11 protein-coding genes, 3 rRNA genes and 1 pseudogene are annotated in these 20,375 nt (G+C 68.4%); 5 read left to right on the top strand and 10 right to left on the bottom strand.

What is annotated here, in order from left to right; genetic code table 11:
* Nucleotides 1-18 precede the first annotated feature (18 nt).
* From hpf to mtnA, 7 genes and pseudogenes are all read right to left on the bottom strand, one after another.
* Nucleotides 19-711 carry a ribosome hibernation-promoting factor, HPF/YfiA family gene (hpf, locus tag OG885_RS27465; RefSeq protein WP_399966903.1) on the bottom strand — a complete coding sequence of 231 codons (693 nt, stop codon included), beginning with the start codon at nt 709-711 and terminating at the stop codon, nt 19-21.
* 1,824 nt (nt 712-2,535) lie between these two features.
* Nucleotides 2,536-2,910: pseudogene (locus OG885_RS27460) on the bottom strand (ComF family protein); the annotation flags it as partial.
* 196 nt (nt 2,911-3,106) lie between these two features.
* Nucleotides 3,107-4,957, bottom strand: a complete 1,851-nt coding sequence (locus OG885_RS27455; RefSeq protein ID WP_405736179.1) for an LpqB family beta-propeller domain-containing protein — start codon at nt 4,955-4,957, stop codon at nt 3,107-3,109.
* Nucleotides 4,947-7,061 (bottom strand): MtrAB system histidine kinase MtrB, encoded by a 2,115-nt coding sequence (gene mtrB / locus OG885_RS27450; RefSeq protein WP_405736176.1) that lies wholly within the window; start codon nt 7,059-7,061, stop codon nt 4,947-4,949. Before mtrB ends, OG885_RS27455 begins: the two co-directional genes overlap by 11 nt.
* Before the next feature lies 1 nt (nt 7,062).
* Nucleotides 7,063-7,752 (bottom strand): two-component system response regulator MtrA, encoded by a 690-nt coding sequence (gene mtrA / locus OG885_RS27445; protein WP_187284748.1) that lies wholly within the window; start codon nt 7,750-7,752, stop codon nt 7,063-7,065.
* Nucleotides 7,753-7,860: 108 nt separating this feature from the next.
* Nucleotides 7,861-8,031, bottom strand: coding sequence for a hypothetical protein (locus tag OG885_RS27440; protein ID WP_405736174.1), 171 nt, complete (start codon nt 8,029-8,031; stop codon nt 7,861-7,863).
* Nucleotides 8,032-8,138: 107 nt separating this feature from the next.
* Nucleotides 8,139-9,281, bottom strand: a complete 1,143-nt coding sequence (mtnA, locus tag OG885_RS27435; RefSeq protein WP_405736171.1) for an S-methyl-5-thioribose-1-phosphate isomerase — start codon at nt 9,279-9,281, stop codon at nt 8,139-8,141.
* 140 nt (nt 9,282-9,421) lie between these two features.
* On the opposite strand from mtnA, the gene OG885_RS27430 reads away from it, so the two are divergent.
* Genes OG885_RS27430 through OG885_RS27410 form a run of 5 tightly spaced genes read left to right on the top strand, consistent with a single transcriptional unit; the run spans nt 9,422 to nt 15,017 of the window.
* On the top strand, nt 9,422-10,762 hold the full coding sequence (locus OG885_RS27430) for a hypothetical protein (RefSeq protein ID WP_405736169.1): 1,341 nt from the start codon (nt 9,422-9,424) through the stop codon (nt 10,760-10,762).
* Between the two features lie 4 nt (nt 10,763-10,766).
* Nucleotides 10,767-11,528 (top strand): DUF4129 domain-containing protein, encoded by a 762-nt coding sequence (locus OG885_RS27425; RefSeq protein WP_405736167.1) that lies wholly within the window; start codon nt 10,767-10,769, stop codon nt 11,526-11,528.
* A complete protein-coding gene (locus OG885_RS27420) occupies nt 11,525-12,718 on the top strand; it encodes a DUF4350 domain-containing protein (protein ID WP_405736165.1) in 1,194 nt (397 codons plus the stop codon). Before OG885_RS27425 ends, OG885_RS27420 begins: the two co-directional genes overlap by 4 nt.
* Entirely contained in the window at nt 12,718-13,707 is a 990-nt protein-coding gene (locus OG885_RS27415) for an AAA family ATPase (protein WP_405742904.1), read from the top strand. The genes OG885_RS27420 and OG885_RS27415 overlap by 1 nt, the downstream gene beginning before the upstream one ends.
* Nucleotides 13,707-15,017, top strand: coding sequence for a DUF58 domain-containing protein (locus OG885_RS27410; protein WP_405736162.1), 1,311 nt, complete (start codon nt 13,707-13,709; stop codon nt 15,015-15,017). The genes OG885_RS27415 and OG885_RS27410 overlap by 1 nt, the downstream gene beginning before the upstream one ends.
* Before the next feature lie 91 nt (nt 15,018-15,108).
* On the opposite strand, the gene rrf is transcribed toward OG885_RS27410, so the two are convergent.
* From rrf to OG885_RS27395, 3 genes are all read right to left on the bottom strand, one after another.
* A 5S ribosomal RNA gene (gene rrf / locus OG885_RS27405) occupies nt 15,109-15,225 on the bottom strand.
* A gap of 95 nt (nt 15,226-15,320) precedes the next feature.
* A 23S ribosomal RNA gene (locus OG885_RS27400) occupies nt 15,321-18,441 on the bottom strand.
* Nucleotides 18,442-18,744: 303 nt separating this feature from the next.
* Nucleotides 18,745-20,270 (bottom strand): 16S ribosomal RNA (locus tag OG885_RS27395).
* The 16S, 23S and 5S rRNA genes sit together here, the layout of an rRNA operon.
* Nucleotides 20,271-20,375 lie beyond the last annotated feature (105 nt).

Genomic DNA, 20,375 nt, shown 5'->3' with positions numbered 1-20,375 from the left:
AGCCGTCAGCCGGGCGGGTCAGCCACCCAGCGTGCCACCGGCCGCGGGAGGCTGCGCCTGGGCGACCATCGGGTCCGTGCTGAGGTGGATGACGCCGTAGTCATAGGCGTGCCGTCGGTAGACGACACTCGGTTCCTTGGTCTCGGAGTCGACGAACAGATAGAAGTCGTGGCCGACCAGCTCCATCTCGTACAGAGCCTGGTCGAGGGTCATCGGGGAGGCGACGTGGGTCTTCTCGCGGACGATGAGGGGGCCTTCGCCCTTCACTTCCAGCGAGCCGATCTTCTTGGTGGGGACGCCGTCCGGCTCTTCCTCCTGGACGGGGTGGCCGTTGCCGTTGAGCGTCGCCGCGCCGGGCACGTGGTCGGGGACCTCGGCGGCCGAGATCCGGCGTGCTCCGCGCCGCGAGAAACGCTTGTCGTGCTGCTTGCGCAGCCGGGCGTCCAGCTTTTCCGCCGCCAGGTCGAGCGCCGCGTACGGATCGCTTGCCGCCGCCTCCGCCCGGATCACCGGACCGCGGGAGCGGAGCGTGATCTCCACTCGGTCACAGCGGTCGGCCTGTCGGGGGTTGGGCTCCTTGGACACCTCGACGTCGAGGCTGATCACCTTGCCGTCGAGCTTCTGGATCTTCTCCAGCTTCAGCTTCTCGGCCACGTGCTTGCGGAACCGCTCGGGCACCTCGGTCTTGCGGCCCTTGACGACGATGTCCACGCAGAACTCCGTTCCCGGATCACTCCGCTCCAACGGCGGAGCATCTCCCTTTTGCACCAGGTTCCGGTGACCCCGGAACCTCGGACTCGGTGACTTCCACCTCCTCCCCCGCGGGCAAGATCTCCACTCCACCAGCGCGGGTGACAGTGAAAAAACCCGCAGCACGGCAATCGGATATGAGAGGGGTGGCCTGCGCCTTTTCCTCACAACCGAACATATCTCGCCCGGACGGATGTCGTCACCCTCTACCGCGGCGTACCTCCGTTCAGGTGAATTGGTCCTCTCATTACCTGCAACGATGCAAGTTCACAGTCAGTTCCGGTTTATTTCGAAGGCATCCGGCGACGCAGCGACCACAGCCGCGCAGATGACGCCACCGACGCCTTCACTGCGGCTCAGGCCCGCCATTCCCGCCCCGCCGGCCCGGCGATCACCCACACGCACCTCCACCGATCCGCCTGTCCGTTCCTCTCTGCCTTCCCGAGCCACCGCCCGATACACGGCGTCCCCGACACTTCCGCACCCGAACGGCTCCCCACTCGACCCATTCCCCACCACCTCACCCCCTCCATACGACCAGCTCACCCCCAAACCCTCACCCCCCAACCCCGAGCCCCCGACCCCGCACATTCCCCCCGCCATCACTCCGCCCGCTCCACCCCGGCCACCGCGGTCGAACCCAGCCCCGTCACACCCAACCCGCGCAGCCCCACTCCCCCCGCCCCCCTCAACCTCATCGCCCCGGCATCCCACCTCCTCCTCCGCCCCACACAGCCCATCCGCCGCCATCACCCCGCTCCCTCCACTCCAACCGCCCTCCGCTGCCCCGGCACCCGCGCACCCGGCCGGCGCCGCTCCAACGCCCCCACACCCAACCTGCGCCACCCCGCTGCGACCGTCCGTCGCCATCACTCCGCCGCCCCCACTCCGACCGCCCCCCTCAACCTCGGCGCGCCCACAGCCCACCTGCGCCGCCCCACACAGCCCGCCTTCCGCCCTCACCCCACCCCCACCACTTCCACCGTCCCCCGCCGCCCCGATACGCCCACAGTCCACCCCCATCGCCCCAGGCAGCCCACCCTCTGCCGTCCCCTCGCCCAGCCCTCCCCGGCCGTCACCCACCACCCCGACGCGCCCACACCCGGCCTGCGCCACCCCACACAGCCCACCCTCCGCAATCACCCCGCTCCCACCCGCCTCGCCCGGCCTCCGCCACCCCGCGGGGCCCGCCCCGACCCCACCCCCGCAGCCCCACTCCATCGCCCCGCGCCCGCCCCATTCCTCCGCCATCGCCGCCCGTACGGCCCGCGCGGCCTCCGCCAGGGACGCGCCCGTCGTCATGACGTCGTCGACGAGCACGACCGGCCCGTCGAGCAGCAGCCGCCCACCGCCGGGAACCACGGCAAGCGCACCGGCGAGGTTGTCCAGCCGTTCCCTGGAGTTGAGCCCCGCCTGGTCGGCCACAGCGCGCCGCTGCCGCAGCACCGCGAGCACCCGCGCCGGTACCCCACCGCGCCGAAGCTCCGCGGCCGCCGCCAGCGCGATCCGCCGAGCCGGATCATGCCCGCGCGCCGCCACCGCCGTACGCGAGGACGGAACAGGCACGAGCAACACGGCCCCATCCGCGCGTCCGGCCCTCGCCCCACCGCCCCTGACGCCCACCGACGCACCCGCCCCGCCCGGCAGCCCGGCCCCCGCGGACGCTCCTACCGAGGCACCGTCCCTCGCCGTCGCACCGCGGCCCCCCGCCGATACGTCGACCCGCGCCGCCACCACACAGCGACCCGCAGCCGACACCCCACCCGCCGCCGACAGACCACAGCCCCCACCGCCCGCCAACCCACCACCCCGCGCCCCACCACCACAGCCCCGCACCTGCGCAGGCCCCCACACCCCCGCCTGCGCCCCCACCAGCCCCGCCCTGACCGCCCCCGCCAGAGCCGCCCCCAAGGGCGCCGCGAGCGCCAGCGCTCCGCGTTCCTTGTGGGCCAGCAGAACCGCCCGCACCTCGTCGGCATACGCGGCCGCCGCATGGACCGCCGGCAGCCCCGCCGGCTCCGGCACCGGTCGCACCCGGCGCGGTGCGCTCCCGTTCAGGACGTCACGGCACTCCGGACACAGCACCGCGCGAGGCCTCCCGCAGCCTCCGCACTCGCCCGGCAGCACCAGATCGGTGAGATCCCGCCACCACCCCCGCATGCCCACCACTGTGCCCGCACCGGCCTCGACCGACCACCCCTGTGGATAACTCCCTGTGGACAACCCGCCACGGTACGCACAGACAGGGCAGGCGCAGACAGGGCAGGCGCAGGCCGGTCGCACACAGGCAGATCAGACGTAGGCAAGCGGGCACAGCCCTCCGCACCCCACGGAGAGCCGCACCCCCACCCCTCAGCTACCCGGGATAGACCGGCGCCGTCCCGTCCTTGACCACCTGCTGCCACTTCGACCCCGACGAGAGCCGGACGATGCCGTCCTCCTCCGAGTAGGCGACCAGCGGCAGTTGCTCGTCCTCGGACGCGGCCAGGGCCTTCACCCCGGTGAGCGCGGCGGGCGCCGACCCCACCGGAGTGGAGCCGTCGACCTGGACGTACGCCATCTGCTGCACGCCACCCTGTTCGCGGCCCACCAGCACCAGCCGGCTGTCGCCCGCCCAGGACATGGCGGTGACCTCCTCCAACTGCGGTGTCACCGAGCGGAGTTCGACGACCGAGACGCGGCCCTCGTCGGCCTTGTCGTCGCGCTCGACGCGCCCGATGTATAGGGACTTCTTGCCGCCCTTGTCCACGATGAGCGCGATCCGCACCCCGTCGGCCGCCGTCCGCACCGCTTCGATACGCCCGTCGAGCCCCGGAGTCGAGACCTCGACCGGATCGCCCGCGCCGTCCTTCAGGAACAGCAGCCGCGGACGGTCCGGATCACGGTCCGCCACCCACAGGTTGCCGTCGCCGTCCCAACTGGGCGCGGTGAGACGGTCGTTCTGCGTCTTGCCGTCACTGTGCAGCACCGCCTCGCCGAGCGACGCACCGGACACCAGCGACCCGACGTACAGCGAACCGCCGTCGAGCGTGACCCCGGCCGCCCGGCGCTCGTCCCGGGACACCGCCGCCGACCGCAGCTCCTTGGTGCCCTCGCCGAGCGCGCCCGGAACCGGCGCGACGCCGTCCGTGCTGCTGCTCCCGCTCACGAGCCGCACCAGCCGGTGCTTGGCGTCGAGGAAGTACTGGTACTCGTTCTCGCCCACACCGAGCTCCACCGCGTTCTCGGCGTCGCTCTCGTCGAGCAGGCACAGCTGGGTGCCGTCGGAGCTCTGCAGCGCGACCTCCTTCACCCCGGTAGGGGTGAGGTCCCGCAGTGTGAACAGGAGTTGGGCGGCCATCTCCCGGCACCTGCCCGCGCCGACCCGGTTCGTCCTGGCGTTCAGCGGCACCGTGAGCCGGTTGCCCTCGTCGGGCGTCAGCGAGGTGACGCCCTTCTTCAGCTTCAGTTCCGTCCCCGTGGGGAAGCTCGACCTGACGACCGGGTCGAGCCAGCGCGAGGGGCCCGCGAGCAGCAGCCGTACCGTCTGCGTCATCGGGTCGACCTTCTTGCGGATGTACACGGGGTCGGCGACGGCCACGGGCTGACCGCCCGCGACGGACGGCGTGTTCGAGGCGAAGTAGTACTTGTTGACCGACGTGTAGTTGCGCAGGAAGTCGGACTTGCCGATGACGACGCCCGGCGGCGGCACGTCGATGCGCCACTGCCGGCTCTTCTTCTCACGGATGAGGTGCAGCACCTTGTCGTAGCTGCCGGAGGCAGGCGCGTACGTCTGCCGCCCGTCCATGGTGGCGGCCTTGTCGCCGTACAGCCGGAACGAGGACTCCAGTGTCGCGTCCCGGCCGTTGGACCCCTCCGGGGTCGCCCCGGGCCCGTCCTCCAGCACGGTGAGCGACGATTCGGGCTTCCACGCCTTCGCGGCGTCGGCCGTCAGATACTTCTTCGCCGTCTCGAAATGGGGATCGTCGCTGGTCAACGCCTCAAGGAAGCCGTCGACGATCTCCCTGGCCCCGGCGTTCTCCCGGGGCTCCAGCGCGAAGACCCGCACCTGAGTGTCCTGCCTGGGCGTGGACTCCACGTCGCGCAGATCACCGCTGTCCGGCATCGAGGCGCACCCCGCCAGCAGTACGGCACCGCAGACGGCGTACGCCACCGTGCGCACCGGCGCCCGCCGCCGACCGCCGCCCCCCACACGGTCAGCGCCCACGGCTGGCCTCCCCTTGCTTGCTGCGGTCCTCCGACCCGGCGTTCCGGGCATCGGGCGATGACGCGTCCGTCGAGGACGCCTCCTGTGGCGGCGTGTCCGGGCCGTTCGCGCTGTCGTCCACCCGTCGTGCGCCCCCTGGGGCACCAGCGGGCCCCGTGGGCCGCGGCACCACGCGCGCACCGTTGCCGGGCAGCGCGGTGGGGTCGGCGGTGGGAGGCGCGGGCCGGGGCGCGAGCGGCGTCCGCGCGGGCGTCTGCTCGCCCGACGTCTGCACCGGTACGGTGGCGCGCTTCTCCCCGTCGTCCGCCCCGCGCGGCAGTCCGGCGTCGTTGAGTCCACGGTTACGCCGTGAGTCCTTGGGTTCCAGCGGTATCGGCGAGCCCCTCAGCGGCTCGTCCGCGGTCCGCGGAAGCGTCAGCCGGAACTGCGACCCGCCGCCCGGCTCGCCCCACGCCTGGAGCCAGCCGCCGTGCAGCCGCGCGTCCTCCAGGGCGATGGACAGCCCGAGGCCCGTACCGCCGGTGGTACGCGCGCGTGCCGGGTCGGCCCGCCAGAAGCGGCTGAACACGCGCGTGGCCTCGCCGGGCTTGAGCCCGACCCCGTAGTCGCGCACCGCGACCGCGACCGCGCCGCCGGCCGAGGCGAGCTTGACGACGACGTCCCGGCCCTCGCCGTGCTCGACGGCGTTAACGACGAGGTTGCGCAGCACCCGCTCCACACGCCGCGCGTCGGCCTCGGCGACGACGGGCTGCTGGTCGCCCCGCACCTGTATCCGCGTGCCCTTGCGCTCGGCAAGCGGCGCGGCCCCGCTGACGACCCGCTGCACGACCTCGCGCAGATCGATCGGTTCCGCCTCCAGAGCCGCCGCGCCCGCGTCGAACCGGCTGATCTCCAGCAGGTCGGCGAGCAGCGACTCGAACCGGTCCAGCTGGTCGGCGAGCAGTTCCGCCGACCGCGCGGTCACCGGGTCGAAGTCCTCGCGCGCGTCATGGATGACGTCCGCGGCCATGCGTACGGTCGTCAGCGGCGTCCGCAGTTCGTGCGACACGTCGGACACGAACCGCCGCTGCATCCGCGACAGGTCCTCCAGCTGCTGGATCTTCAGCTGAAGGTTCTGCGCCATCTTGTTGAAGGCCTCACCGAGGCGGGCGATGTCGTCCTCGCCGGTGACCTTCATCCGTTCCTGGAGGCGCCCCGCGGAGAGCCGCTCGGCGATCCCGGCCGCCATCCGCACCGGCGTGACGACCTGGCGCACCACGAGCCAGGCGATGGCCCCGAGAAGGACGACCACGAACAGCCCGGCCGTCGCCAGCGTCCCCTTGACCAGGCTCAGCGACTTCTCCTCCTGGGTGAGCGGGAAGAGGTAGTAGAGCTGGTACGGGTCGCCGTTCGGGTCGTCGACCTGCTTGCCGATGATCAGCGCCGGCTGTGACTCGGTGCCGTTGGTGTACTGGATGCGGGTGTACTTCTGGGCGGCGAGGGCGCTGTCGCTGTCGACGCGCTCCCGCAGGTCCTCGGGGACGCTGGCGGTGGGGTCGACGAGGCCTGAGGCACGCGGCCCGCGCCCGCCGCTGTCGTCACCGGCGGCGGGCAGTGTGACGACGTCGAAGGCGCCCTGGCCGCCGCTGGAGAGCGACTCCACCAGGTCGCCCATCCATGAGCTGACGTTCTGGTTGGCGCGGCCGTCCGCGCCCGCGCCGTCCTCGCCGTCCGCGCTCAGCGCGGTGTCGGCCTTCTGCTTGGCCGACGCGAAACCGCCGGTGGCCTGGCTCTGCGAGGCCTTCACCTTGGCGTCCAGCAGGCCGTTGCGCACCTGCCCGATGACGACGAAGCCGAGCAGGAGTACGACACCCAGCGACATCAGCAGGGTCGTAGCCACGACCTTGAGCTGGATGTTGCGCCGCCACAGCCGCATGACGGGCAGCAGCGGCCGGCGCACCCAGCGCATGAACAGTCTCAGGACCGGGCTGCCCTGGACTCCGCCCTGGAGCAGTCCGCCCTCGAAGAAGCGCCCCCAGCGGGAGCCCGCGGGCTTCCGTCCGACAGGCCGCCCCGCATCCACCCCGGTCCGCCCGGGCGACGAAGCGGCACTGTCTCCGGACATGTCAGCTGGGTCCTGCCTTGTATCCCACACCACGGACGGTCACCACGATCTCGGGCCGCTCCGGGTCCTTCTCGACCTTGGAGCGCAGCCGCTGCACGTGAACATTGACCAGCCGGGTGTCGGCGGCGTGCCGGTAGCCCCACACCTGTTCGAGCAGCACCTCGCGCGTGAACACCTGCCACGGCTTGCGCGCGAGCGCGACCAGCAGGTCGAACTCCAGCGGCGTCAGCGCGATCGACTGCCCGTCCCGCTTCACCGAGTGCCCGGCCACGTCGATGACGAGGTCACCGATGGCGAGCTGCTCGGGCGCGGGCTCCTCGGACCTCCGAAGCCGCGCCCGGATCCGCGCGACCAGCTCCTTCGGCTTGAACGGCTTCACGATGTAGTCGTCGGCGCCGGACTCCAGCCCGACCACCACGTCAACGGTGTCGCTCTTGGCCGTCAGCATCACGATCGGCACACCCGACTCGGCCCTGATCAGCCTGCACACCTCGATGCCGTCCCGTCCGGGCAGCATCAGGTCCAGCAGCACCAGGTCGGGTTTGCTCTCCCGGAACGCGGCCAGCGCCTTGTCGCCGTCGGCTACGAAAGACGGCTCAAAACCTTCACCACGCAGCACAATGCCGAGCATCTCGGCCAGTGCGGTGTCGTCGTCGACGACAAGGACTCGTCCCTTCATAAACGACATCATCCCATTCTCATAACAGTGACGAAGGCAGTGGTGAGGTACGTCACCGGCCAGTGACCTTAGTCGTACCGGACGGTCACTGTCTGCCTCCGCCGCCCGGACCGCCCCTGGCTACCCACTCAGAGCCTCCACGACGAACAGGAACGCCCCCGCGCCGATCACGGCGAGGACGACCAGCCCGACCACCAGCAGCGAGCAGCACGAGGCGAGTGCCACCGCGCCCCACGCCCGCCGCACCGCCCGGCGGTACTCGCTGTCGTCGTCCCAGTCCGGCTCCGTCACACCGCTCCCCCTCGCCATGAAAACCCACCCCTCCGGACGGCCCCCGTCCGCCGAAGCCGGGGCTGAGTCCCACCACCCCGACCCCGGCCCCTCCCGCTCGGCCCCGATCAGCCGATCGCCACCTGCGGCGACCTCGCACAGACCTCGGCCAGCGCCTCCGCCGTCACCGGCGACACCGTGCCCTCCTCCGTGACGATCGCGGTCACCAGCTCGGGCGGTGTCACATCGAACGCCGGGTTGTACGCCTGCGTCCCCAGCGGCGCCACCGGCACCCCGCCACCCGCACCCGTCACCGGCGCCTGCGGCACCGCGACCTCGGTGACCTCGAACCCGGCCCGCTGCTCCACCTCGATGGACGCCCCGTCCGGCGTGTCCGGATCCACCGTCGTCACCGGCGCCACCACGATGAACGGCACATGGTGGTAGCGCGCCAGCACCGCGAGCGGATAGCTCCCCACCTTGTTCGCCACCGACCCGTCGGCCGCGATCCGGTCCGCCCCGATCAGCACCGCGTCCACCTCGCCCGCCGCGAACAGCGAGCCCGCCGCGTTGTCGGTCAGCAGGGTGTACGCCATACCGGTGCGCGCGGCCTCGTACGCCGTCAGCCGGGCGCCCTGGAGCAACGGCCGTGTCTCGTCCACCCACAGCCGCCTCAGCCGCCCCGCCCGCTGCGCGGCCAGCGCCACCGCGAACGCCGTCCCCTCACCGCCCGACACCAACGAACCGGTGTTGCAGTGCGTCAGGATCCGGTGCCCGCCACCCGGCAACAACTCGTCCAGCAGCGCCAGCCCACGCTTCGCCATCCGCGCGCTGGCCTCGGCGTCCTCCCGGTGCAGCGCCCGCGCCGCGGTCAACGCCGCCACCGCGGCCTCCCCGACGTCGCCGCTCCTGGCGAGTTCGCCCCGGTAGGCGGACTGCGCCCGGCGCACGCCGACCGCCAGGTTCACCGCGGTCGGCCGGGCACCCGCCAGCGCGGTCGCGGCGTCGTCCACGTCGAAGCCCCGCGCGGCGGCGAGCGCGACCCCGTAAGCGCCCGCGATCCCCAGCAGGGGCGCCCCGCGCACCGCGAGCGAGCGGATCGCCTCCACCAGCGCGGGCGCATCCGTACAGACCAGTTCGACCTCCTCTGCCGGCAGCCTCGTCTGGTCCAGCAGGACCAGCACAGGCCCCTCGGGTGGCTCGTCCCAGCGGATCGCCGGTATCTCGGTCGGCCGGTTGTCCTCGCCGGATTGCGCGTACTGATCAGCCATGCGGTCAGTCTGCCCCGTATCCGGCGGACAATTGAAGGTGTGCAGCCGATACCGCGGCCGGTCCCCCGGTGACCACCCCATGGCACGATGGCTGCCAACCTGCCGCCGCGACCGCGGACGGGCACCGTGAAGGAGCGACGATGAAAGACACTCCGGGCTGGGCTTCGCCCGGATCTGCCCCGTCCGACGGGCAGAAGCCCGGTGCGTCCGGCCCTGCCGAGCCCGCGGACCGCCCCGACCCCTCGCAGCAGCCGGGCCAGGACCCGCACGGCTCGAAGTGGTCCAAGGAGCAGCCGCCTCCCGCACAGTGGTCCGCCCCGACCGGACCGCCGGCCCCCGGCCAGACCCCACCACCCCCGCCGCCCGGCCCGGGCTGGGGCAACCGCCCTCCGTCCGGCCCCAACGGCCCTGGTGGCTACGGCGGTTACGGGGGACCCGGCGGCTACGGAGCTCCCGGCGGCGGCTGGGGCAACGGCTGGGGCGGTCCGCCGCCCGCCGCCAAGCCCGGCGTGATCCCGCTGCGCCCCCTCGGCGTCGGCGAGATCCTCGACGGCGCGGTCTCGACCATGCGCACCTACTGGCGCACGGTCCTGGGCATCTCCCTGACCGTCGCCGTCGTCACCCAGATCGTCGTCATCCTCCTTGAGGGCCTGGTCTTCAACGACACCAGCACCGAGGCCCTCGAAGACCCCAGCGCCACCCTCGACGAGCTCACCCGCGCCATGGGCGACGCCATGCTCAGCTCCGGCGTCGTCTTCCTGATCTCGCTGATCGGCACGATCGCCGCGACCGCCCTGCTCACGACCGTCACCAGCCGCGCGGTCCTCGGCAAGTCGGTGACCACCGGCGAGGCATGGCGTGACGCCCGTCCGCAGGTCGCCAAGCTGTTCGGCCTGATCTTCCTGCTGGTGCTCATCGCCTTCGGCGTCGTCGCGGTCGGCACCCTGCCGGGCGTCCTCGTGGCCATCGCGGGCTCCGGCGACGGGGGAGCGGCCCTCGCCGTCCTCGGCGGCCTCGGTGCCGGCGTCGTCGCCCTGTGGCTGATGGTCCGCTTCTCCCTCGCCTCCCCCGCGCTGATGCTCGAGAAGCAGGGCATCGTCAAGTCGCTGAGCCGCTCCGCGAAGCTCGTCCGCGGCTCCTGGTGGCGCGTGTTCGGCATTCAGCTGCTCGCCACGATCATCGCCAACGTCGTCGCGTCGATCGTCGTCATCCCCTTCGCCTTCCTCGCCGCCGCACTCAGCGGCGACGGCTTCACCGGGTTCCTCAACAGCGGCGGCGACCTCGGCTGGACGTTCCTGGTCGTCAGCGGGATCGGCTCGGTGATCGGTGCCATGATCACCTTCCCGATCACGGCGGGCGTCACGGTGCTCCTCTACATCGACCAGCGCATCCGCCGCGAGGCCCTCGACCTCGACCTGGCCCGCGCGGCCGGTGTCCAGGACCACGGCACCGGCACACCCGGCACCACCCCCGGAGGCTGATGCGGTGAGCCTAACGGGGGGAGTTCTCACATCGGTACCGCTGCTGTCCCGCGCGGCCGTCCGCGTCGGCGACACCGTCATGCTGTCGTCGGCGCGCTCCGGCGACGAGCCGCCCGTCACCGTCCCGCGTGACCCCGCGCGGGAGGCGGCCCGACGCGAGCTGTCCAAACGCATGTACCACGAGAACGACCCCGGCTGGTTCCAGCGTGCCCTGAACGCCTTCTGGAAGTGGGTCGGCAACCTGTTCGACACGGCCGCGACCGCGGCCCCCGGCGGAACACTCGGCCTGGTCGTCATCATCGTGGCCGTACTGGCCGTCCTGGGCGCTCTGTGGTGGCGCCTCGGCAGCCCACGCCGCGAACCCGCCTCCTCCGCCGCCCTGTTCGACGACCGCCCCCGCAGCGCCGCCGAACACCGCGCCGCCGCCGAGGCGCACGCCGCCCAGGGCCACTGGAACCAGGCCGTCCAGGAACGCATGCGCGCCATCGTCCGCTCCCTGGAGGAACGCGCCCTGCTCGACGTCCGCCCCGGCCGCACCGCCGACGAGGCCGCCGCCGAAGCGGGCCGCACCCTGCCCGCCCACACCGACCGACTGCGCGCCGCCGCCCGGGACTTCGACGACGTCACATACGGCGGACGCAGGGCGAGCGAGCAGTCGTACCACCGCATCGCCGAACTCGACGAGGACCTCGAGCGCACCAGACCCCAGCTCACCAGCAGCATCCCCAGCGCGGCCCACACCACCCGCCAGGGAGCCGCCGGATGACCACCGAGGCCACGCTCCCGTCCACCTCGGTCTCGCCCACCGCACGCCAACTGTGGACCCGCTCGCGAGGCATTGCGCTCGCCGCCGTCCTGCTCGTGGCCGCGGCCGTCGCGATCGCCGTGATCCGCTCCGACGCCCGCCACGGCACCCTCGACCCGCGCGCCGTCGACGACCACGGCAGCCGCGCCGTCGCCGAACTCCTCGCCGATCGGGGCGTGTCCACGCGCGTGGTCACCACACTGGACGAGGCACGCGCCGCGGCCGGCCCGGACACCACCCTCCTCGTCGCGGCCCCCGACCTGCTGACGCACCGTCAACAGACCGTGCTGCACGCCGCCACCGCCAACTCCGGCGGCCGTACGATCCTCATCGCCCCCGGCAGCTGGTCCATCGGCCGACTCGCCCCCGACGTCACCGCGGACCCCGCCACCAGCATCAACTCGACCCTCGAGCCCGACTGCGACCTGCCCGCCGCCCGACGCGCCGGCGCCGCCGACACCGGCGGCATCCGCTACACCACCACCCACCTCGAGGCCGAGGCCTGCTACCCGAGCGAGCGCCTCGCCACCCTGCTGCGCATCCCCGCGACCGGGGACGGCGACACCGTCGTCCTCGGCGCGCCCGACATCCTCTACAACGACCGCCTCGACGAGCAGGGCAACGCCTCCCTCGCCCTCCAACTCCTCGGCTCCCGCCCCCATCTGGTCTGGTACCTCCCCTCGCTCTCCGACACGTCGGCCGCCGACCCGGACGACGAACGCAGCTTCTTCGACCTGCTTCCCTCGGGCTGGAAGTGGGGCACCCTGCAGCTCTTCCTCGCCGCAGCCCTCGCCGCCCTCTGGCGGGCACGCCGACTGGGCCCCCTCGTGCCCGAAAAACTCCCCGTGGCGATCCGCGCCTCCGAGACCGTCGAAGGCCGCGCCCGCCTCTACCGCAAGGCCAACGCCCGCGACCGCGCGGCCGCCGCTCTTCGCTCCACCACCCGCACCCGCCTCGCCCCCCTCGTAGGCGTCCCCGTCACCCAGGCGCACGCGCCCGAGGCCCTGCTCCCCGCCCTGTCCGCCCATCTCCGCGGCGACGGACAGACCCTGCACGCCCTCCTCTTCGGCCCGCCGCCCAGCGACGACACCGCCCTCGTCTCCCTCGCCGACCAACTCGACGCCCTCGAAAGAGAGGTACGCCGTCCATGATGGCCCCGACCACTGACAACGCCGGGTACCCCGGGGACCCGAGCGCCGCCCGGGCCTCCCTGGAAGCCCTGCGCGCCGAGATCGCCAAAGCCGTGGTCGGCCAGGACCCCGCCGTCACCGGCCTCGTCGTCGCCCTCCTCTGCCGCGGACACGTGCTACTAGAAGGAGTCCCCGGAGTCGCCAAAACGTTGCTCGTCCGCGCTCTCGCCTCCGCACTCGAACTCGACACCAAGCGCGTCCAGTTCACCCCCGACCTCATGCCGAGCGACGTCACGGGCTCGCTCGTCTACGACACCCACTCCGCCGAGTTCTCCTTCCAGCCCGGCCCCGTCTTCACCAACCTCCTCCTCGCGGACGAAATCAACCGCACGCCTCCCAAGACCCAGTCGTCCCTCCTCGAAGCCATGGAGGAACGCCAGGTCACGGTCGACGGCACCCCCCGCCCCCTCCCCGACCCGTTCCTGGTAGCAGCAACCCAGAACCCGGTCGAGTACGAGGGCACCTACCCCCTCCCCGAAGCCCAACTGGACCGCTTCCTCCTCAAGCTCACCATCCCCCTCCCCTCCCGCCAGGACGAGATCGACGTCCTCACCCGCCACGCCGAGGGCTTCAACCCCCGCGACCTACGAGCCGCCGGCGTACGCCCGGTCGCAGGCCCGGCGGACCTGGAAGCAGCCCGCGCGGCGGTGGCCAAAACCACCGTCTCCCCCGAGATCACCGCCTACGTGGTCGACATCTGCCGCGCCACCCGCGAATCGCCGTCCCTCACCCTCGGCGTCTCCCCGCGCGGCGCCACAGCGCTCCTCGCGACCTCGCGCGCGTGGGCATGGCTCACGGGCCGCGACTACGTCATCCCCGACGACGTGAAGGCCCTCGCCCTCCCCACCCTCCGCCACCGCGTCCAACTGCGCCCGGAGGCCGAAATGGAGGGCGTGACAGCCGACTCCGTCATCCACGCGATCCTCGCCCACGTCCCCGTCCCCCGCTGATGGCACTCACCGGACGCGCCGCACTCCTGGCGGCCCTCGGCTCGATCCCCGTCGGCATCTGGGACCCCGGCTGGACGGGCCTCCTCGCCGTGAACGGCCCCCTGGCAGTGGCCTGCGCCTGCGACTTCGCCCTCGCCGCACCGGTACGACGCCTGGGCCTGACCCGCTCCGGCGACACGTCGGTACGCCTGGGCGAGGCAGCCGACGTGACCCTCACCGTCACCAACCCGTCAGGCCGCCCCCTCCGCGCCCACCTGCGCGACGCCTGGCCCCCCAGCAGCTGGCTCCCCGGCACAGAGGTAGAAGCCTCCCGCCACCGCCTCACGGTCCCCGCTGGCGAACGCCGTCGCGTCACCACCCGCCTACGCCCCACCCGCCGAGGCGACCGCCAAGCAGACCGGGTGACGATCCGTTCCTACGGCCCCCTCGGCCTGTTCTCCCGGCAGGGCACCCACAGAATCCCGTGGACGGTACGTGTCCTGCCCCCCTTCACCAGCCGCAAGCACCTCCCGTCCAAACTCGCCCGCCTCCGCGAACTCGACGGCCGCACCAGCATCGTCACCCGAGGCGAAGGCACAGAATTCGACAGCCTGCGCGAATACGTCCCCGGCGACGACACCCGCTCCATCGACTGGCGCGCGACCGCCCGCAACTCCACGGTCGCCGTACGCACCTGGCGTCCCGAACGCGACCGCCACATCCTCGTGGTCCTCGACACCGGCCGCACCTCAGCAGGCCGCGTGGGCGACGCCCCACGCCTGGACGCCTCGATGGACGCCGCCCTGCTCCTGGCAGCACTGGCCTCCCGAGCCGGCGACCGCGTGGACCTCCTCGCCTACGACCGCCGAGTACGGGCCCTGGTCCAGGGCCGCACCGCAAGCGACGTCCTCCCCTCCCTGGTCAACGCGATGGCCACACTCGAACCGGAACTGATCGAAACAGACGCACGCGGTCTTACGGCCACCGCACTCAGGACGGCTCCCCGCCGCTCCCTGATCGTGCTGCTGACCTCCCTCGACGCCGCCCCGGTCGAGGAGGGCCTGCTCCCCGTCCTCACCCAGCTCACCCAACGCCACACGGTCCTCCTGGCGTCGGTCGCCGACCCGCACGTCTCCCGCATGGCGAACGCCCGCGGAAACACCGACGCCGTCTACGAGGCAGCGGCCGCCGCACAGGCACAGAGCGAACGGCACCGCACCGCGGAACAACTCCGCCGCCACGGTGTCACTGTCGTCGACGCGACACCCGATGACCTGGCGCCGGCCCTGGCCGACGCTTACCTGGCTCTCAAGACAGCAGGACGCCTGTAATCCAGAAACCCAAGGGGCCCGACAAGGGCTTCCGTTCCCCGGAAACACAAAAAAGGCCCACGCCTAATGGCGTGGGCCTTTTCTAAAATTTGTTCGGCGGCGTCCTACTCTCCCACAGGGTCCCCCCTGCAGTACCATCGGCGCTGTAAGGCTTAGCTTCCGGGTTCGGAATGTAACCGGGCGTTTCCCTCACGCTATGACCACCGAAACACTATGAAACTGTCAAGCATTGCCGCACCATGCCGTGACCATGGCATGGGGCTGTTCGTGGTTTCAGAACCAACACAGTGGACGCGAGCAACTGAGGACAAGCCCTCGGCCTATTAGTACCGGTCACCTCCACCCATTACTGGGCTTCCAGATCCGGCCTATCAACCCAGTCGTCTACTGGGAGCCTTACCCCATCAAGTGGGTGGGAATACTCATCTCGAAGCAGGCTTCCCGCTTAGATGCTTTCAGCGGTTATCCCTCCCGAACGTAGCCAACCAGCCATGCCCTTGGCAGAACAACTGGCACACCAGAGGTTCGTCCGTCCCGGTCCTCTCGTACTAGGGACAGCCCTTCTCAATATTCCTGCGCGCGCAGCGGATAGGGACCGAACTGTCTCACGACGTTCTAAACCCAGCTCGCGTACCGCTTTAATGGGCGAACAGCCCAACCCTTGGGACCGACTCCAGCCCCAGGATGCGACGAGCCGACATCGAGGTGCCAAACCATCCCGTCGATATGGACTCTTGGGGAAGATCAGCCTGTTATCCCCGGGGTACCTTTTATCCGTTGAGCGACGGCGCTTCCACAAGCCACCGCCGGATCACTAGTCCCGACTTTCGTCCCTGCTCGACCCGTCGGTCTCACAGTCAAGCTCCCTTGTGCACTTACACTCAACACCTGATTGCCAACCAGGCTGAGGGAACCTTTGGGCGCCTCCGTTACTCTTTAGGAGGCAACCGCCCCAGTTAAACTACCCATCAGACACTGTCCCTGATCCGGATCACGGACCCAGGTTAGACATCCAGCACGACCAGACTGGTATTTCAACGACGACTCCACCCATACTGGCGTATGAGCTTCAAAGTCTCCCAGCTATCCTACACAAGCCGAACCGAACACCAATATCAAACTGTAGTAAAGGTCCCGGGGTCTTTCCGTCCTGCTGCGCGAAACGAGCATCTTTACTCGTAGTGCAATTTCACCGGGCCTATGGTTGAGACAGTCGAGAAGTCGTTACGCCATTCGTGCAGGTCGGAACTTACCCGACAAGGAATTTCGCTACCTTAGGATGGTTATAGTTACCACCGCCGTTTACTGGCGCTTAAGTTCTCAGCTTCGCACGCCCGAAAGCGCACTAACCGGTCCCCTTAACGTTCCAGCACCGGGCAGGCGTCAGTCCGTATACATCGCCTTACGGCTTCGCACGGACCTGTGTTTTTAGTAAACAGTCGCTTCTCGCTGGTCTCTGCGGCCACCCCCAGCTCATGGAGTAAATCCAATCACCAGTGATGGCCCCCCTTCTCCCGAAGTTACGGGGGCATTTTGCCGAGTTCCTTAACCATAGTTCACCCGAACGCCTCGGTATTCTCTACCTGACCACCTGAGTCGGTTTAGGGTACGGGCCGCCATGAAACTCGCTAGAGGCTTTTCTCGACAGCATAGGATCATCCACTTCACCACAATCGGCTCGGCATCAGGTCTCAGACTATGTGCAAGGCGGATTTGCCTACCTTGCGTCCTACACCCTTACCCCGGGACAACCACCGCCCGGGATGGACTACCTTCCTGCGTCACCCCATCACTCACCTACTGCAAGTCTGGTCCGGCGGCTCCACCACTCCCCTTTGCCCGAAGGCTCCGGGGCGGCTTCACGGCCTTAGCATCGCCTGGTTCGATGTTTGACGCTTCACAGCGGGTACCGGAATATCAACCGGTTATCCATCGACTACGCCTGTCGGCCTCGCCTTAGGTCCCGACTTACCCTGGGCAGATCAGCTTGACCCAGGAACCCTTAGTCAATCGGCGCACACGTTTCTCACGTGTGAATCGCTACTCATGCCTGCATTCTCACTCGTGAACCGTCCACCACTGCCTTCCGGCGCAGCTTCACCCGGCACACGACGCTCCCCTACCCATCCATACAGGCGTTGGCCCTATTGTATGAATGACACGACTTCGGCGGTACGCTTGAGCCCCGCTACATTGTCGGCGCGGAATCACTAGACCAGTGAGCTATTACGCACTCTTTCAAGGGTGGCTGCTTCTAAGCCAACCTCCTGGTTGTCTGTGCGACTCCACATCCTTTCCCACTTAGCGTACGCTTAGGGGCCTTAGTCGATGCTCTGGGCTGTTTCCCTCTCGACCATGGAGCTTATCCCCCACAGTCTCACTGCCGCGCTCTCACTTACCGGCATTCGGAGTTTGGCTAAGGTCAGTAACCCGGTAGGGCCCATCGCCTATCCAGTGCTCTACCTCCGGCAAGAAACACACGACGCTGCACCTAAATGCATTTCGGGGAGAACCAGCTATCACGGAGTTTGATTGGCCTTTCACCCCTAACCACAGGTCATCCCCCAGGTTTTCAACCCTGGTGGGTTCGGTCCTCCACGAAGTCTTACCTCCGCTTCAACCTGCCCATGGCTAGATCACTCCGCTTCGGGTCTTGAGCGTGCTACTCCACCGCCCTATTCGGACTCGCTTTCGCTACGGCTTCCCCACACGGGTTAACCTCGCAACACACCGCAAACTCGCAGGCTCATTCTTCAAAAGGCACGCAGTCACGAGACATGTGCAAGCACATATCCGACGCTCCCACGGCTTGTAGGCACACGGTTTCAGGTACTATTTCACTCCGCTCCCGCGGTACTTTTCACCATTCCCTCACGGTACTATCCGCTATCGGTCACCAGGGAATATTTAGGCTTAGCGGGTGGTCCCGCCAGATTCACACGGGATTTCTCGGGCCCCGTGCTACTTGGGTGTCTCTCAAACGAGCCGCTGACGTTTCGACTACGGGGGTCTTACCCTCTACGCCGGACCTTTCGCATGTCCTTCGCCTACATCAACGGTTTCTGACTCGTCTCACAGCCGGCAGACTGTGAAAGAGAGATCCCACAACCCCGCATGCGCAACCCCTGCCGGGTCTCACACGCATACGGTTTGGCCTCATCCGGTTTCGCTCGCCACTACTCCCGGAATCACGGTTGTTTTCTCTTCCTGCGGGTACTGAGATGTTTCACTTCCCCGCGTTCCCTCCACATACCCTATGTGTTCAGGTATGGGTGACAGCCCATGACGACTGCCGGGTTTCCCCATTCGGAAACCCCCGGATCAAAGCCTGGTTGACGACTCCCCGGGGACTATCGTGGCCTCCCACGTCCTTCATCGGTTCCTGGTGCCAAGGCATCCACCGTGCGCCCTTAAAAACTTGGCCACAGATGCTCGCGTCCACTGTGCAGTTCTCAAACAACGACCAGCCACCCATCACCCTGCCCTCTACAGGACAAGTTCACTGGGGCCGGCATCGAGGGGGTTCATTCCCTCAGACACCCAACAGCGTGCCCGGCCCGGTTCCGTCCGGAGATCATGCTTTCCACGCTCCTAAGAGCAGTACTCGCAGCCTCCGACCCGTGAACCCGGCCGAATAATCAACGTTCCACCCATGAGCAACCAGCATCGAACATTCGCCGATGTACTGGCCTCTGACCGAGCAAGCCCGGTTAGAAGTGCTCCTTAGAAAGGAGGTGATCCAGCCGCACCTTCCGGTACGGCTACCTTGTTACGACTTCGTCCCAATCGCTGGTCCCACCTTCGACAGCTCCCTCCCACAAGGGGTTGGGCCACCGGCTTCGGGTGTTACCGACTTTCGTGACGTGACGGGCGGTGTGTACAAGGCCCGGGAACGTATTCACCGCAGCAATGCTGATCTGCGATTACTAGCAACTCCGACTTCATGGGGTCGAGTTGCAGACCCCAATCCGAACTGAGACAGGCTTTTTGAGATTCGCTCCACCTCACGGTTTCGCAGCTCATTGTACCTGCCATTGTAGCACGTGTGCAGCCCAAGACATAAGGGGCATGATGACTTGACGTCGTCCCCACCTTCCTCCGAGTTGACCCCGGCGGTCTCCTGTGAGTCCCCATCACCCCGAAGGGCATGCTGGCAACACAGGACAAGGGTTGCGCTCGTTGCGGGACTTAACCCAACATCTCACGACACGAGCTGACGACAGCCATGCACCACCTGTACACCGACCACAAGGGGGGCACTATCTCTAATGCTTTCCGGTGTATGTCAAGCCTTGGTAAGGTTCTTCGCGTTGCGTCGAATTAAGCCACATGCTCCGCTGCTTGTGCGGGCCCCCGTCAATTCCTTTGAGTTTTAGCCTTGCGGCCGTACTCCCCAGGCGGGGAACTTAATGCGTTAGCTGCGGCACCGACGACGTGGAATGTCGCCAACACCTAGTTCCCACCGTTTACGGCGTGGACTACCAGGGTATCTAATCCTGTTCGCTCCCCACGCTTTCGCTCCTCAGCGTCAGTAATGGCCCAGAGATCCGCCTTCGCCACCGGTGTTCCTCCTGATATCTGCGCATTTCACCGCTACACCAGGAATTCCGATCTCCCCTACCACACTCTAGCTAGCCCGTATCGAATGCAGACCCGGGGTTAAGCCCCGGGCTTTCACACCCGACGTGACAAGCCGCCTACGAGCTCTTTACGCCCAATAATTCCGGACAACGCTTGCGCCCTACGTATTACCGCGGCTGCTGGCACGTAGTTAGCCGGCGCTTCTTCTGCAGGTACCGTCACTTTCGCTTCTTCCCTGCTGAAAGAGGTTTACAACCCGAAGGCCGTCATCCCTCACGCGGCGTCGCTGCATCAGGCTTTCGCCCATTGTGCAATATTCCCCACTGCTGCCTCCCGTAGGAGTCTGGGCCGTGTCTCAGTCCCAGTGTGGCCGGTCGCCCTCTCAGGCCGGCTACCCGTCGTCGCCTTGGTGAGCCATTACCTCACCAACAAGCTGATAGGCCGCGGGCTCATCCTTCACCGCCGGAGCTTTCAACCACCACAGATGCCTGCGGTAGTGGTATCCGGTATTAGACCCCGTTTCCAGGGCTTGTCCCAGAGTGAAGGGCAGATTGCCCACGTGTTACTCACCCGTTCGCCACTAATCCCCACCGAAGTGGTTCATCGTTCGACTTGCATGTGTTAAGCACGCCGCCAGCGTTCGTCCTGAGCCAGGATCAAACTCTCCGTGAATGTTTACCGGTAATCCGGTGCACACACACGAGAGCGGAACCACCGGAGGAATAATCCGGTGGTTCACAGCGTCCTCGCTGTGTTATTTCAAAGGAACCTCGCCCC

The sequence above is a fragment of the Streptomyces sp. NBC_00028 genome (assembly GCF_045041065.1).
Taxonomy (GTDB): domain Bacteria; phylum Actinomycetota; class Actinomycetes; order Streptomycetales; family Streptomycetaceae; genus Streptomyces.
Note: the sequence above shows the minus strand (reverse complement) of the source record. Positions and strands in the feature narration are given on the sequence as shown.